The 15439-nt window shown below is 58.9% G+C and carries 11 protein-coding genes; 5 read left to right on the forward strand and 6 right to left on the reverse strand.

The window, feature by feature from the left end:
- Positions 1 to 24: 24 nt before the first annotated feature.
- On the forward strand, positions 25 to 4827 hold the full coding sequence (locus ACMVPR_RS11445; protein ID WP_416882987.1) for a DUF4214 domain-containing protein: 4803 nt from the start codon (positions 25 to 27) through the stop codon (positions 4825 to 4827).
- Positions 4828 to 4914: 87 nt separating this feature from the next.
- Here the strand turns inward: ACMVPR_RS11445 and ACMVPR_RS11450 are convergent, their stop codons facing one another.
- Positions 4915 to 5976, reverse strand: coding sequence for an OmpA family protein (locus tag ACMVPR_RS11450; protein WP_416882988.1), 1062 nt, complete (start codon positions 5974 to 5976; stop codon positions 4915 to 4917).
- A gap of 171 nt (positions 5977 to 6147) precedes the next feature.
- Here ACMVPR_RS11450 and ACMVPR_RS11455 point away from each other — a divergent pair, with 171 nt between their 5' ends.
- Positions 6148 to 7659, forward strand: a complete 1512-nt coding sequence (locus tag ACMVPR_RS11455) for a caspase family protein (RefSeq protein WP_416882989.1) — start codon at positions 6148 to 6150, stop codon at positions 7657 to 7659.
- Between the two features lie 13 nt (positions 7660 to 7672).
- On the opposite strand, the gene ACMVPR_RS11460 is transcribed toward ACMVPR_RS11455, so the two are convergent.
- From ACMVPR_RS11460 to ACMVPR_RS11475, 4 genes are all read right to left on the reverse strand, one after another.
- On the reverse strand, positions 7673 to 8452 hold the full coding sequence (locus tag ACMVPR_RS11460) for an IclR family transcriptional regulator (protein WP_416882990.1): 780 nt from the start codon (positions 8450 to 8452) through the stop codon (positions 7673 to 7675).
- 10 nt (positions 8453 to 8462) lie between these two features.
- Entirely contained in the window at positions 8463 to 9821 is a 1359-nt protein-coding gene (locus tag ACMVPR_RS11465) for a TRAP transporter large permease (protein ID WP_300581402.1), read from the reverse strand.
- On the reverse strand, positions 9821 to 10489 hold the full coding sequence (locus ACMVPR_RS11470; RefSeq protein ID WP_300581406.1) for a TRAP transporter small permease: 669 nt from the start codon (positions 10487 to 10489) through the stop codon (positions 9821 to 9823). Before ACMVPR_RS11470 ends, ACMVPR_RS11465 begins: the two co-directional genes overlap by 1 nt.
- Before the next feature lie 111 nt (positions 10490 to 10600).
- Complete coding sequence (locus tag ACMVPR_RS11475) at positions 10601 to 11830, reverse strand: TRAP transporter substrate-binding protein (protein WP_300581409.1); 1230 nt, start codon at positions 11828 to 11830, stop codon at positions 10601 to 10603.
- Positions 11831 to 11930: 100 nt separating this feature from the next.
- On the opposite strand from ACMVPR_RS11475, the gene ACMVPR_RS11480 reads away from it, so the two are divergent.
- Positions 11931 to 13562: a GMC family oxidoreductase gene (locus tag ACMVPR_RS11480; protein ID WP_416884650.1), complete on the forward strand. Its 1632-nt coding sequence runs from the start codon at positions 11931 to 11933 to the stop codon at positions 13560 to 13562.
- Positions 13563 to 13618: 56 nt separating this feature from the next.
- On the opposite strand, the gene phnF is transcribed toward ACMVPR_RS11480, so the two are convergent.
- Positions 13619 to 14338: a phosphonate metabolism transcriptional regulator PhnF gene (gene phnF / locus ACMVPR_RS11485; protein WP_416882991.1), complete on the reverse strand. Its 720-nt coding sequence runs from the start codon at positions 14336 to 14338 to the stop codon at positions 13619 to 13621.
- A gap of 81 nt (positions 14339 to 14419) precedes the next feature.
- Between phnF and phnG the strand changes: the two genes are divergently transcribed.
- Both phnG and phnH read left to right on the forward strand, forming a co-directional pair.
- Entirely contained in the window at positions 14420 to 14875 is a 456-nt protein-coding gene (phnG, locus tag ACMVPR_RS11490) for a phosphonate C-P lyase system protein PhnG (protein WP_416882992.1), read from the forward strand.
- Positions 14875 to 15438 carry a phosphonate C-P lyase system protein PhnH gene (gene phnH / locus ACMVPR_RS11495; RefSeq protein ID WP_416882993.1) on the forward strand — a complete coding sequence of 188 codons (564 nt, stop codon included), beginning with the start codon at positions 14875 to 14877 and terminating at the stop codon, positions 15436 to 15438. Before phnG ends, phnH begins: the two co-directional genes overlap by 1 nt.
- Position 15439: the final 1 nt, after the last annotated feature.

Raw genomic sequence — 15439 nt, forward strand, 5'->3', positions numbered from 1 at the left:
TGTATTGCAAGACGGAAGTGCCACATGGAAGAATTCCCGGATTTTGACGATTTTCTAAGTTTCGGCGCAAACTATGGGAGTGCAACTGCAGGGCTTCCATCGACCGGTGGGATCAGCGGTTTCGGTGACCGCGACTGGTTCGAAGTCTCACTTATAGCAGGCACCCCGTACGAGATTCAGGTCAGAGGCGCGTCAACCAGCGACGGCACTTTGCTCGACCCGCTGTTTGTGGGGGTCTATGACGATCTTGGAATTCTGATCCCCAACACGAACGACGATGACAGCGGCGTAGGGTTGAACAGTACCGAATTCTTTATTCCAAGCTACACCGGGATACATTATTTTTCGGTTGGCGACGCTGGTGGTACTATCTCCAACGGCGGGACCTACACGATTGAATTTTTCGACCTAACAATCCCGCAAATCGTCAACGAAGGCGACGATTTCACCTTCATAATCCCGACTGCGCTTCCTCTCGGCCTGTCTCCGCCCTTTCCTGGAACGGGGTCACCCGATGAAGTGATCTCCGACAGGCAGATTTCGGTCATCATCACCTCGACGAATGCGATCAACGGAGAAGACTTCACGGTCACATACAGCTTCGGGGTCAATCAATCCCTGAACTTCGCCGCATTGATCGACGAGTTGGTTGAAGACGATGAAGGCGTTTCCGTTCGTGTCGTCGGAACAGTGGAATGGATTATTCCAAACGCCTCCTCAAATTTTTTCCACACCAACCTTCTGGGCGGCTCAGTACAAGGCACTCTGATCACAACCCAGATCGATTACACGCGTAGTTTCGCAATCAACTCGGCCCCCTATGGCGTGCCTGATCCGATCACAAACTACTCGTTCACCGAACCCGAAATCATCGGCAATGTCCTGACGAATTTCGAGGATGGCAGCGGTGAACTTTTCTCGGTGATCCCCTTCACCTTTGACACACCGACCGCGACAGGCGAACTGTTGGCCAATGGGGATATCCAGATCACCAACGCAACCGGTGTGGACGGTGAAAGCCTCGTCCTCCGTTTCACCGCAATCGATGATCGGGGGGCGCGCACCAATTCCGAGCAAATCATCGAATTCGGGACGCTCGACGATTACCTGCCCGGCGATGACGCGCTGGTTTTTGGCAGCATCGACCTTGGCATACCGGAACTGGGCAGCGTCGAACAGCTGGGAGACCGGGATCGGTTTGTTGTGTCGCTGGATGCAGGCCAGCTGTACTCGATTAGTCTGGTCTCTGCCTCCGACGGCATCCGCACACTGGCCGACCCAGAGATTTTTGGCGTTTACGACAGCCTCAACGTGCTTGTTCCTGAATCAAGCGACAATGACAGCGGTCAGGGTCTGAACGCTTTGGTCGATGGCTTTGTCGTCGACACAGACGGTTTCTATGAAATCGAAGTGGGCAGCCACACTCCGTTCGGGCTTGGCGGCTATCAGCTGAGCATCATATCCCTTGGCGCAGCCGACGATTACCTGCCGGGCCTGTTTGCAAATACCTTCGGTTCAGCGGTTGTCGACGTGCCCGCGCTTGGAACCATCGAAAGTCTGGGCGACCGGGACCGGTTCGACATAACGCTTCTTGCAGGTGTGGAATACAACATCTCGCTCGAAGGGATCGCCACGGGCGGCGGATCGCTTTCAAACCCTGAAATCACCGGAGTGTTCTCATCCCTGGGCGCACTGATCCCCGGCAGCGCGGATAACGACAGCGGGGTTGGTACCAATGCGCTGGTCAGCGGGCTGACCGTACCGACAGATGGCCTGTACCAGATCGAAGTGGCAGGCGCGCAGGGGACCAGCACCGGCGACTATACACTGACCGTGGAATTCGCCGGGTTCATCGATGATTTCCTGCCAGGTCTCGCGTCCGAGCTGGGCAGTGTCGCGGTTGGCGGACGCGCCACCGGCGAGATTGAAACCATTGGCGATATTGACGCCTTCCGCACCACCCTTCAGTCGAACACCACGTACCAGATCAACATTCGTGGTCAGGACTCCAACAACGGCACTTTGCTCGACCCTGATTTGCTCGGGATTTTTTCGAACGGTTCGCTCAGCGGTGCGCCGATCAGTTCAGTGCAAACGCTGAACAGTCAACTGATCGAAGACGACAGCATCTCGTACTTCACGCCCCAAACGGCCGGAGACTATTTCATCGCGGTTCAGGACGCGTTTGACGGTCTCGGGACATATACGGTCGAAGTCATCGACATCGGGATACGGGACGACTTTGCGTCAGACATCCAAACAACAGGAGCGATCGCACCCGGCGCGACAGCTTCAGGCCGGATCGACTTTGCTCAGGACGAAGACTGGTTTGAGGTTAGCCTCGCAGCAAACAGGCTTTACGAAATCAATCTCGTGCCGCTCAGTGGCGGCAACGCTTTGGCCGACCCCTTCTTCAAGGGGATCTACGACAGCAACGGTGTCCTGATCCAGAACACCGCGAACGATGACGGTGGCGTCGGAACGAGCAGTTCTCTTCAATTCGTCACGGATCAGAGCGGTACGTTTTATCTGTCCGCCGGAGGCTTCGGCAATACGACAGGCCAGTATCGGCTGGAGTTGAACGATCTGGGACCGTTGGATGACGGTCAGTTCAACATCACCATCGAGTTCGCCTCAGAAGATGTGTCCAACGCCTATATTTCGGCTTTCGAGGATGCTGTAGACCGTTGGGAAGACATCATCACCGGCGATCTGCCCTATGCCTTCGTTGAAGGCTACGGCTATGTCGACGACATTCTGATCGAAGTGGCGGTCGAAGACATCGAACTCAGCTTTGCAGGGGTCGAGCAAACGATCCTCGCGATCTCGAGCGTTCTGGACCAGCGAGATGGTCCATCCGGGGCCGGCGCATTGCCGACCTATTCCCGCATCGTGATCAACTCGGAAGAGGTTGGGACGCTTCTTAACCTCGATGAATTCGTCGCCAACACCATCGGTCGCGCCTTGGGTTTCGGCGCGCTGTGGGAAGAGTTCGGTATCGTCCGCCTGATCGACGGCGTTGCAACCTATGTCGGTTCCAACGGATTGCGCGAGTTGGAAGAACTGAGCGACAATCTCAACGGGGTCAACGCGCTTGAGGACGGAGCCGATGGCGGTCTCGCTGCTCAGTACTGGAGCGAGGCGATTTTCAACTCCGAACTGATGACGTCGCGCGTCGAAACGCGCCGGCCCGAGGTCGGTCCAGGTAATCCCGGAATCCCGGACAACCCGATCAGCGCGTTGACCATCGCGGCGATGCAGGATTTGGGCTATCAGGTCGATTATGGCGAGGCGGATTTCTACCGCCTGAGCCCGGGCGCACTCTCGCGCCACGTAAGCTCAGAACCAAACCTGACACCCGTCTCAGGCCTGATGCAAAGCACGGCGCAGAAACGCCTGCTGGCAGAGCTTCCAGATGCGGACAGCATTCCAAATGGAGCAGCCTATATCTATGCCCGACCGAATGTTTTGTCCGAGAATCCGGCCAGTTTTGCGCTGGACGACGCAAATACAGAGCTTGTGTTCGCCAGCGGAACAAATGCCGTATTCATCGAAGCCGTGACGGGTCAAAGCCTGAACATCGAACTGACAGGCACGTTCGACAAGAACGCGCCAACCGAGTTGTCCCAATTGTCGGGAACGGTCGACTCCATGGAGGTGCGGTCGCTCGACGGAGAATTGCTCTTCAGTGTAGACTACACGCAGGAACCCAGCACCGTCGCTGAAGTGGCCGCTCAGTGGCCAAACTATTCGATGGATGGCGAAAACATCATCATCATCGACACGCTGCCCGGTACACTCGCACGGGTGAACCCGAACGGCGGCGGCGAAAATACCAGCCGCATCTTTACCGGCGCGAGCGATGATTTCGTGCGCGGTGGCGCACTCGCGGAACTCATCAATGGCGGCGCGGACAATGACACCCTCGAAGGTGAAGGCGGCAATGACTCGCTTGTCGGCGAAGGTGGCAACGACCGGCTTGAAGGCGGGCGCGGAAATGATCTGGTGAATGGTGGCGCCGGCATCGACACCGCCGCCTTCTCTGGCGCACAAAGCGCTTACACCCTGACGCTCAGCGCAGGGTCGGCGGTCATTGAAGACCGTCGTGGCGATGGCAACGGGCGCGATGACCTGATTGGCATCGAGCTGCTTGATTTCGACACCGACTTCTTTGATGGCACGCCCTTCGACCTGCAGCAATTCGGCGGACCGACAAGCCTGTCAGCACCCGATTTCGAAAGTTTCATCGAACTCTATATTGCCTATTTCAACCGTGCGCCTGATGCAGTGGGCCTCAACTTCTGGGGCACCGCATTTGCAAACGGGGTGAGCCTTGAACAATCGGCCAGCTTCTTCATCGATCAACCGGAAACGCGCGAAACCTATCCGTCCAGCCTCAGCAACACTGATGTGGCGACAGCCGTCTACAACAACGTGCTGGGTCGCATTCCCGATCAGGCCGGGTTCGACTTCTGGGTCAATGCGCTCGACAGCGGTGGTGTCAGCCGTGACCAGTTCATCCTCGCGATCCTGGGCGGCGCCAAGGCCGCGCCCCCCGATGGCGCAAGCCAGGACTTCATCAACCAGCAATTGGCCGACCGTGCCTATCTGGCCAACAAGACAGATATCGGAGCCTACTTCGCGGTGCATAAAGGCATGTCCGACGTCGATAATGCATCAGCGGCGATGGCGATCTTCGATGGATCGGAAGGCAGCGTTTCAGCCGCCGTGGCGCAGATCGACACTTTCCACAATGCGGCGCTCAACCCGACATCAGGCGAATTCCTGATGCCGATCATCGGCGTGCTGGACGATCCGTTCGCCTGAACCTGAACCGGAAAATCCACTCCCACGAAAAAGGGCACCTGCGAAACAGGTGCCCTTTGTGGTTTTCAAAACCGTTGAAGTGCGGGTCTATTCGACCAGCGCCGTGAACTCGATGCGGCGGTTCCGCGCCCGGTTTTCGGGTGTGTCATTGTCCACCAGGGGACGCGCTTCGCCATATCCAACAGCAGTCAGGCGGTCGCGCGGGATGCCCTTGTCGGTCAGCCAGCTGACAACCGATGCGGCGCGACGCTCACTGATGGCTTGGTTCTGCTGATCGCTCCCGACCGAGTCCGTGTGCCCGGCGATTTCAAGCCGGAACGTCGGACAGCGGTTCACGATGTCATAGAGGTTCTCCAAAAGGGGGAGGCTCTTGTCGTCAAGCCGTGTGCTGCCCGAGGCAAAAAAGATATTGCCGGTCTTGGACAGGATCTCGAAACGGCCCAAGCAGGCTTCCTCGGTCATGTTGCCCTTGTCCTCAAGCGCAACGGCAGCCGGGGTAAAGGTCGCTTCCGGCAGGTCCGGAGGTGTCCCCGGCTGCGCGCGATCGAACACGAAGTTGAAGCTGACAACGCCAATCGGCGTGATATCCACATTCGCGGCTTCTTCCAGCTTCCTACGGCCTTCCTCAAGATCCAGTTCCTCAAGGGTGAAGGCGATCGGCGTGATCGACGACACCACCACACGGTCATTGTCAATCAGAGTGACCGCCACATCTGTTGTCCGCTCCAAGGTCACGCCACGCAGAGTGAACGTGTAGGGAAGTTCGATTTCCTTGCGACGGGTCAAGTGAAGATCCGTCAGCAACTCCGGCGACAACTGCGTGGTGATCACCGCTTCGGGAAAGCGGAAGGTTTCGAAAAACAAGAAGCGCATCCGCACGTTCCGCAGGTCAACCTTGGTGTCGACCGAGTCCAGCAGCACACGCACCTGCGCTTGGCCGTCTTCGGTAATCAGACCCGAAAGTGTTGCAAAAGAGCTTGTCTCAGCGATTTTTGACTTCTTGACCGACAAAAACCGCAATTCGGACGCCTCGCCATCCAAATTCCAACCATACTCGAACGGATCAGCACTTTGGGCGGATGCCATCCCGAATGGCAAAACGACCATGACGGCAACGGCACAGAAAAAACGATGGAGAGCTATTCTCATAATGACCTCTCAGATGAATTGCGTGAAACAGGTGAAGGCATACAACCTTGTCAAAAACGAAGTTTAGCATAGACCTTGCATGCTTGCCTAGGACACGCGATACAATGTGGACATTGTGAAATATTACACCATTTTTTTGTTTGAACCAACCGGCTACGGCAGGAGGAAGCTTTGACCCACTGGCTTCAAAAACTGGGAAAAAACATTGCATTCACGGCTGTCACGGCACTCTTTCTGGGGGCCGGATCGACGCCTCTATGGGCACAGCAGCGCATTGCCCTCGTGATCGGAAACTCGAACTATGAAACCGTATCGCCGCTCGACAATCCGACGCGCGACGCCCAACTGATCGCCCAGACGCTTCAGGAAATCGACTTTCAGGTCACACTTCTGATCGACGCGACCCAGATCGAGATGAAGCAGGCGCTGTCCGATTTCGGTCGCAGCCTGCGCAACGGTGGGGCCGACACGACAGGCCTGTTCTACTATGCGGGCCACGGCGTGCAAAGCTTTGGCAACAACTACCTCTTGCCCGTGGATGTCGCACTGAGCGACGCCGCGGATCTGGACCTTGAAGGTGTTGAGGCGCAATCCGTGCTCCGCCAGATGGCGTCCGCGCGAAATCGGACGAATTTTGTCATTCTTGACGCCTGTCGCAATAACCCCTTCGAAAACATGGCCGAATTCGATTCTCCCGGTCTGGCCGAAATGAAAGCGCCGACCGGCACATTCCTGTCCTATGCCACATCGCCAGGCGCGGTCGCCCTTGACGGTCTGGGGCAGAACAGCCCGTTCACCACTGCTTTGGCACGGGAAATGACGAAACCGGGTGTGGCTGTAGAGCAGATGTTCAAGCAGGTCCGCGTTTCGGTGCTCGAACAGACAAACGGCATGCAGACACCGTGGGATACGTCCTCGCTGACCAATGACTTCACCTTCGTGAATGCCCCGGTCGAAGACCCCGAAGACCTTGCGGCACGGTCATTGTGGGAATCCGTTCAGGCCACGAAAGACCCTGTGCAGATCATGCTGTTCCTGCGGGGTTATCCGGACAGCGCCTATGCAGATGATGCACGCGCCCTGCTGGCCGAAGCCATCGAATCCGAATTGACGAATGACACAGCTGCCGTAGAACGCCCCGCCCCTGCCGCCCCGCCGGCGGATGAGCAGGCGCTGTTCGAAGCGGCGCAAGCCAATCCGACCGTTGACGCCTATCGCCAGTATCTTGACGCCTTTCCCAATGGCACTTTCGCGGAATTCGCCCGTGGCGAGATTGAAGCGCTCGAAACACAAGCCAGCGTCGACCCCGTTGGTGAAGGTGTGACACCTGCTGTTGAATCAACTGAACTGGCGATGGCAACAACCGAACAGGAACGCTCGAGCGTGCCGAATGTGGTCAAGTTCAACCTGCCGCTGGTGGCGCCCGGCTCGGTGATCGACGGGATCATCCTTTCGGAAATCACCAAAATGTCGCCGATGTTCCCGCCGGTTGAAGGTTTGCCGGACGAGTTCTGGAAAGAACAGTCCTGCGCCAACTGCCACGAATGGACACAGGAACGGCTTTGCGATCAGGCCAATGTCTACGTGAACCTGAGCGGTCAGAAATCCATGGAAAAACCCCATCCGTTCGGCGGCATTCTCAAGCGGAATCTGCGCCAATGGGCGATGGGAGGATGCGAATAAGCTTGGAGTGCTGTTAGCTCCGGTTGAGCATTTCCAACCGCTTTGCTGCTTCTTGAACCTGCGGAACCACCTTGGTCAGGCTCTCGATATCGTGCCGCTGTCGTGGTGCGTGAATGGACAGCGTGGTCATCAAACGGCCCTCGGTGTCCCGGATGGGCACCGCGATAGCCACCATGTTGTCCATGAATTCCTGATTGTCGGTTGAGAACCCGCGCGACCGTGTAACAGCCAACTCATCCAGAAGCTGGTCGGCTGTCGTAATTGATTGCGCTGTCGATGGCTCCAGTTCGAGCCATGACAACACCCGCTTGAGCTTGTCGATCCGAAGCGAGGAGAGGTACATCTTGCCGCTTGCCGTGCAATGAAACGGCACCTGCGTGCCCACAGGCAGTTGCATCCGTAACGGCCAATGGGTTTCGACACGGTCCAGATAAACCATCCCATACCGCCCCGGTGCCGCCAGATTGCAGGTCTCGCCCACTTCGCTTTCCAAGGCTTGCATGATCGCAAGGCGTTCTGTCCGCAACCGCTGCGAGGACAGCGTGTTCCCCGCCAGCTTGCGCAGCCGGCGACCCGGCCCGTAAGAACGCCCGTCGATGTCGCGTTGCAGGAACCCTTCTTCCTCAGCCGTCAACAGAAGCCGATGAACGGTCGGCTTCGGCAATCTCAGAGCATCGGACAAGGCAGATGGGGCAACCGGCACCCCCGCCTTGGCGACTTCTTCCAAGAGCAGAAGAAGCCGCAAGTTCGTGGGGATCTGCCCTTTGGACTCAGTGGCAGAAGCGTCGGGCATGCAATCGGTCTCACCTATTTGGCAACAGAGACAACGCCAGCTCAGGCGTCAAAGCAACCAGAACCCAAACACTAATCAACGCGATCAGATACGGCACCGTGTACTTGAGCAGCCGGAAATACGGAACACCCGTCACCCCGGACGCCACGTAAAGGTTAAGCCCGTAGGGCGGCGTAATGAAACCGATGGACGCGCCAACAAGGAAGATCACCGAGAAGTGGATCGGATCGACGCCGACACTTGCAGCGATTGGCGCAAGAATGGGCGCAAGAATGATCGTCACTGGCAACGACTCGAGCACCATGCCCGAGACGAACACGATGATCATCGCGGTAAAGAGCACCGCATAGTAGCCCCCCATGGCCGTCACGAAATCGCCGATCACCTGCTGCGCACCCAGCAAAGACAGGATCTGCTGCATCACCACCGAAATGGCGATCAGCGGCGCGAGGATGCCTGTGATCTCAGCTGACCGCATGGTGATGCCGGGGATCTGCTTGAGGGTGAAGCCCTCGACCAACAGCATTTCGGCATAGCTCTTGTCTTCCCACGTCTTGTTCGGATCCTGACGCATGACGCGGCTCAGCACCCAGGACACAAGCCCTGCGATGATACAGAAACCCACCGTGACGCCAGCCGCCTCGGTCGGAGAGAACTTGCCGGTATAAATGCCCCAGAGCACAAGGCCGATGGCGAAGAAACCAAGCCACGCGCCGAAGGCTGTCTTCAGCACCCGGTTCAGTTGCAGCGGGATCAGATAGCCCCAACCGTTGATCCGGCACACGATCCAGCAGGCCACCTGCATGCCGATCACCATCAGCGCACCGGGGATGATCCCGGCGACGAAAAGGTCAGAAATCGGGAGGTTCATCAGGAAGCCGTAGACGATAAAGATGATCGACGGCGGAATGATGATCCCTACCGTACCCCCTGCCGCCGCTGTCGCCGCTGAAAAGCGTTCGTCATACCCGCCTTTGACCATTTCGGGATGCAGCATCGACCCGATGGTTGCTGTCGTGGCCGAGTTGGACCCCGAGATCGCCGCGAACAGACCGCAGGCGCCAAGCGAGGCCATCGCCAGACCACCCCGCATCCAGCCCAGACAGGCATAGGCGAAATCCGACAATCGTCGTGCGATGCCGGACTTGTTGATCAGGTCACCCGTCAGGATGAACAGCGGCATCGCAAGCAGCGCGAAGCCCTTGTTGAACACGTTGAGCAGCTCTGCCCCCATGTTGTCGAGCGTCAGCCCCAGCACGAAAGAACAGCCGATCACCCAATAGGCGATGACCAGAAGCACCGGCACGCCAAGCATGAACAGAAAGGTGACACCAACCGAGATCAGTGTGATGATGGTTCCGTCGGTCATTACGTATCCCCCCCGATCACAGATTGCTGGATCAGCGGCTCACCGCTCCGATAATTCTTCATATCATCCTGAATGTTCTCGACAGCGCGTGCCGCCATCAATGTTGCCGCGACGGGGGCAGAGAGAAGGAACCACCACTGCATCGTGTTGTCGGTGCCAAGAACGATCTGGAAGTTCGACGCGGACAACGCGACCACGCGCAGTGTCGTGACCATAAAGATCAGCGCGAAACCGAACCACAATACGAAATCAAGCCAGAGGCACACCATTTGTCCGCCCCGTGGCATCCGGCTTCGGAACTCGGAAAAGCTCAGATGGGTACGGACGCGGATGTTATAAGCCGCGCCGAACCATGCCATGACCATGAACAGGAATGGAGGAATGGTCGTCGACCAGGGTTGCTGGTTGGAAAAAACAAAGCGGTCGATCACGCCCCAGAAGATGATGCCGGCAGTGCCTAGGTAACAAACGATCATCACCGTGCGCTCGAAGTACCGCTCGATGATAGGCACGTGATGATACACCCATGACATGGCCAAACCTGCCAGAAGCAGGAAAACAGCGCCAAACACATACACCGAATTTGGTGCCAAAGCCTGTCGGATCGTCCATGAATCCTGACTGGCAAGCGCACTCACTAACGCGCCGAAATCGGACCAGAGCTCCATCTGTTCCCTCCTCCCATGTGAAGACTGTGCCGGATTGATCCGGTCTATGCGTCTTTAGGTGAAACAGCCCCGACAAAGCGGGGCTGCGTCGTGTCGTATCCTAAAGGCAGATCAGCCTTTCCACCAGCGACGCGGCTCGACGTTTTCGGCCAGCGTGTGCGGGTTGTTGCGGACTTCGTTGTAGATGTCCTGATAGGTGTCGATGCCATCGGCCCAGCCGTTGATCCGCTCGCGCCACTGCTCCCAGAGCTGCGGCTGGAATTCGGGCGAACACATCTCTTCGGCCTTGCGGACTTCTGCGTCCGACAGCTTGGCAACGCGCACATTGTTCTGCGCAAAGATCGTGCCGGGCATGGGCGGATCGGTAAAGCCGACGGTGTTGACCAGCGCCGCTTCGTTTGCTGCCTGCACATGCACCTGTGTGAGGTATGAGGCTTCCATGACCGCGTCCTGCAGGTCGCCCGACAGGCCGTCGAAGGTCTCGGAGCGCATCGCGGTGTGCTCGGTGCCGCAGAAGAAGCGCAGATCGACGCTCTGGCTGACCACCGGTGACATGTTCGCGTAGGCCACAGCCGATGCCCATGTTTCCGCGCCATCGATGAGGCCCTGCTTCAGACCGTCAAGCGTTTCTTCCCATGCGATCGGAACCGGGTTCAGGTTCAGAGCTTCCATCGCGATGCGGCCAAGCTGCGTGCCGGTCACGCGGTTCTTGGTACCCATGATGTCTTCGATCCTGGTGACCGTCGGCTTGTCGGCAAAGCTCTGGCCCATCTGGATGCCGCGCAGTTCGGCATGGGTGAAGAGGAACTTCAGCCCATGACGCTTTTCGAACGGATCACGCAGGATACGCTGCGACTCCGGCGAATACATGAAGTAGTACTGGTCCGCACGGCTGCGGAACATGTACGCGTAGTCCAGAACGTTCAGGAACGGCGCGCCACCGGCCGAGTTCTGGGTCGATGCCGCGTAGATGTCGATGATGCCCTGCTGCGCTTTCTCTACGCAGGACAGCTGACCGCAGATCTGGTTGTTGCCGATGAATTCGATGCGAATCTCGCCGTCCGTGCGCTCTTCCAGATCGCGTGCGAACTCAAGGCAGCCTGCGCGTTCGATCAGCAGGTTCTGCGGGTTAAAGCCTGCCGCACCGAACTTCAGCGTGTGCTTGGCTTCCTTCGCAAAGCGCTTGTTATAGGTCGATTCCGCCGCTTTCGCGAGGTTTGCCGCAGTCATGACACCACCGAATGTACCCGCCGCCAAAAGCGTCGAACTCATCCCGTAAGTACCTGCGATGCGGAAGAAATCTCGGCGCGAGACTCCCTTGATACGATCTCCGATTTTCATTGCTTCTCCTCCCGTTTTAGCAATTATTGAGACTTATCTTTTCAAAAAAGACTAGAATGGCTTTTCCGTTCTGCATAGAGTTTTTTGCACCAACGGGAGGATTTCGTCAGTGGAAGCAGACTATGTGATCGTCGGAGCAGGCTCTGCCGGCTGCGTTCTTGCCAACCGTCTCAGCGCGAATCCGGCTGTCAAAGTCGTTCTCCTTGAAGCAGGGGGCCGTGATCTGAACCCATGGATTCACATCCCCGTCGGCTACTTCAAAACGATGCACAATCCGGCGGTTGACTGGTGTTATCGCACCGAACCCGATCCCGGTCTGAACGGGCGGCAACTTGACTGGCCGCGCGGCAAGGTGCTTGGCGGATCGTCCTCGCTCAACGGATTACTCTACGTGCGCGGACAGCCGCAGGACTACGACCGCTGGGCTCAGATGGGCAATCCCGGCTGGGCGTGGGACGATGTGCTGCCGCTTTTCAAACGCTCGGAGAATCAGGAACGCGGCGCGGATGATTTTCACGGCACCGAAGGTCCACTTTCTGTGTCCGACATGCGACTCAGCCGTCCCATCTGCGACGCCTGGGTCGAGGCTGCCCAAGCGGCGGGATACCCCTTCAACCCCGATTACAACGGCGCATCACAGGAAGGCGTCGGATATTTCCAGCTGACCACCCGCAACGGTCGGCGCTGCTCCAGCGCCGTAGCCTTCCTCAACCCGGCCCGGTCGCGCCCCAACCTCAAAATCGTCACCCGCGCCGCCGCCAGCCGCATCCTGTTCGACGGCAAACGCGCCACCGGGGTCGCCTATCGCGATGCAGGCGGCATCGAACACAGCGTCAAAGCCCGCGCCGAGGTGATCCTTTCGTCGGGCGCCATTGGTTCCCCGCAACTGCTGATGGTCTCGGGCATCGGCGAGGCGGATCACCTGCGCGAGCACGGCATCACCGTCCGCCATGACCTCAAGGGCGTCGGCAGTAACATGCAGGACCACCTGCAGGCCCGCCTCGTGTTCAAATGCAAGGAACCCACCCTGAACGACGAGGTGCGCAGCCTGCTGGATCAGGCGCGGATCGCCATGAAATACGCCCTGCACCGCCGCGGGCCGATGGCGATGGCGGCGAGCCTTGCCACAGGCTTCATGCGTACCGGCGACCATGTCGACACGCCGGACATCCAGTTCCATGTGCAACCGTGGTCCGCCGACAGCCCCGGCGCGGGGGTCCACCCGTTCTCGGCCTTCACCATGTCGGTCTGCCAGTTGCGCCCGGAAAGCCGGGGCATGATACGCCTCGCGTCATCCGATGCTGCGGTTTACCCCAAGATCCACCCCAATTACCTGTCCACCGAAACTGACTGCCGTACGATTGTCGAAGGCATCAAGATCGCCCGCCGCATCGCGCGGCACGCTCCGCTGACCGACAAGATCTCCGAAGAGTTCCGCCCCGATGCGGCGCTCGACATTGACGATTACGACGGCACGCTGAACTGGGCGCGCAACAATTCGACGACGATCTATCATCCCACCGGCACCTGCAAAATGGGACAAGGCGGCGATGCCGTGGTCGATGCCCGCCTGCGGGTGCATGGCATCGGCGGTCTGCGGGTGGTGGATTGTTCGATCATGCCCGAGATCGTCTCGGGCAACACCAACGCCCCCGCCATCATGATCGGAGAGAAAGCCTCCGACATGATCCTCGAAGACCTCAAGGCGGGCGCGTTCGCCGGGACCGCGTAAACTCGGCTGAAACACAGCCGCATTCGCCCTGCGTGAGCGCATGCCGGGTTCGGGACTCAGGTCTCCAGCGTCAGGGTCACCCTGTCGCCAGCGAACCACGTCCGGCCATATTCCACCGGATGCCCTGCAGCATCGACATTGACGCTGGTTGACCGCAAAAGCGGGTCCCCCTCACGCAGATGTAGGTGCAACGCCTGTGTGACATCCGCCAAAACCGCTGTCAGCCGTGTGGATGCGCGGGTGTAATCCGCAACCCCGGCCCGGTTTAGGGCGTCGGTCACGCTGCTGGTGTCGCCAAGATAGCGGTCGATATCCGGCGTGCGCTCCAGAGGAAACACGCTTTCGAACACCGCAATTGGCGCTCCATCCGCAAGCGATAACCCGCGATAGGCACAGACAGGCGCACCGTCGTCCACGTCAAGCGCCCGCGCTTCGCCAGCCGTCGCGGCGCGGCATTCAACATCAAGCACGCGCTTCTCGGGCCTGCGACCTGCCGCCAGCAGGTTCTCGTGGAACCGCACCCGCGCACCGATCGGGTAGTCGGTGGGCGTGGAAGCCACAAACGCCCCCGCCCCGCGCCGCGTGCGGACGAGGCCGTCATCGACCAACTGTGACAGCGCGTGGCGCACTGTGTGCCGGTTCACGCCAAACCGGGCAGACAACTGCGCTTCGGTCGGCAGCTTGTCTCCCGGCAGGTAACGGCCTTCGGAAATATCCGCCCGCAGCGCCCCGGCGATGGCTTGCCAGACGGGGGTCGAGGATCGGGTGTTACGCAAATTTCACAAAACTCCACTGTCCCGCATGGGGGAATCTGTTATGATATGTCTAGTTGTATAGAAACTTGCAAAGTTGTCGAGATGAAAGACACGTTCGATCCAAACGCTGACCGCAAGGCCTGGATGAGCCTGATGGCCAAGGCCCCCGAGGGTCGCGTGTCGGCCCTTCTGGATGCCGCCCTGCCCCGTCCGGCCCACACATGGCTGCGTGCGCCTGAAATTGGCAGCGTCATGGTGCGCGGCCGCGCAGGTGGGACAGGCGCGCCCTTCAATCTTGGTGAAATGACGGTCACCCGCTGTGCGCTCAAGCTGCCCGGCGGTGAGGTTGGACACGCCTATATTCAAGGCCGGAACAAAGCGGATGCCGAAGCCGCCGCCTTGGTGGATGCGCTCATGCAGACCGGTGCTGCCAATGTCATGCGCACGAAGGTTCTTGAGCCGTTGGAGAGCGAACAGTCCGCGCGACGTACCACGCGTGCCGAAAAAGCTGCCGCCACCAAGGTCGATTTTTTCACGATGGTCCGAGGGGAAGACTGATGCAGGCCCAGACACTTGAAGGCGGTTTTGCGCACCCGGCCACCGACGCCGCCCATGCCTTTCGCGGCGTGATGGAGGCGATGGCCCGTCCCGGCACGATCCAGACATTGGCAGGGGCAACGCCTCCTGCGCCATTGTCGGTGGCGGCCGGGGTCGCACTGTTGACGCTCTGCGATACGGAAACTCCGCTCTATCTGGCGGGCGAGGCTGATTGCGACGCGGTCCGCACATGGGTGGCGTTCCACACCGGTGCGCCCATCGTGGGGCCATCGCATTGCATGTTCGCCTTGGGCACTTGGGACGCACTTGGTCCCTTGTCCGCCTATCCAATCGGAACGTCCGAATACCCGGATCGGTCGGCGACACTGATCGTGGAATGTGCAGACCTTGTCGCGGAGGGCGCAACCCTGACCGGCCCCGGCATTCGTGACAGCGCCAGCCTGTCCTTGCCGGAAACCGCAGCCTTCCAGCGCAATGCAAGTCTCTTCCCGCTGGGTCTGGATTTTATCTTCACAAGCGGCGACCGCATCGCGGGGCTGCTGCGCAGTACGAAGGTTCTTTGAT

The sequence above is a fragment of the Marivita sp. genome, from assembly GCF_048006345.1.
Classification (GTDB): domain Bacteria; phylum Pseudomonadota; class Alphaproteobacteria; order Rhodobacterales; family Rhodobacteraceae; genus Marivita.

Coding starts and splice junctions, on each gene's coding strand:
- ACMVPR_RS11445 (WP_416882987.1), top strand. CDS start 25: ATGGAAGAATTCCCGGATTTTGACGATTTTCTAAGTTTCGGCGCAAAC.
- ACMVPR_RS11450 (WP_416882988.1), bottom strand. CDS start 5,976: ATGAGAATAGCTCTCCATCGTTTTTTCTGTGCCGTTGCCGTCATGGTC.
- ACMVPR_RS11460 (WP_416882990.1), bottom strand. CDS start 8,452: ATGCCCGACGCTTCTGCCACTGAGTCCAAAGGGCAGATCCCCACGAAC.
- ACMVPR_RS11465 (WP_300581402.1), bottom strand. CDS start 9,821: ATGACCGACGGAACCATCATCACACTGATCTCGGTTGGTGTCACCTTT.
- ACMVPR_RS11470 (WP_300581406.1), bottom strand. CDS start 10,489: ATGGAGCTCTGGTCCGATTTCGGCGCGTTAGTGAGTGCGCTTGCCAGT.
- ACMVPR_RS11475 (WP_300581409.1), bottom strand. CDS start 11,830: ATGAAAATCGGAGATCGTATCAAGGGAGTCTCGCGCCGAGATTTCTTC.
- phnG (WP_416882992.1), top strand. CDS start 14,420: ATGAAAGACACGTTCGATCCAAACGCTGACCGCAAGGCCTGGATGAGC.
- phnH (WP_416882993.1), top strand. CDS start 14,875: ATGCAGGCCCAGACACTTGAAGGCGGTTTTGCGCACCCGGCCACCGAC.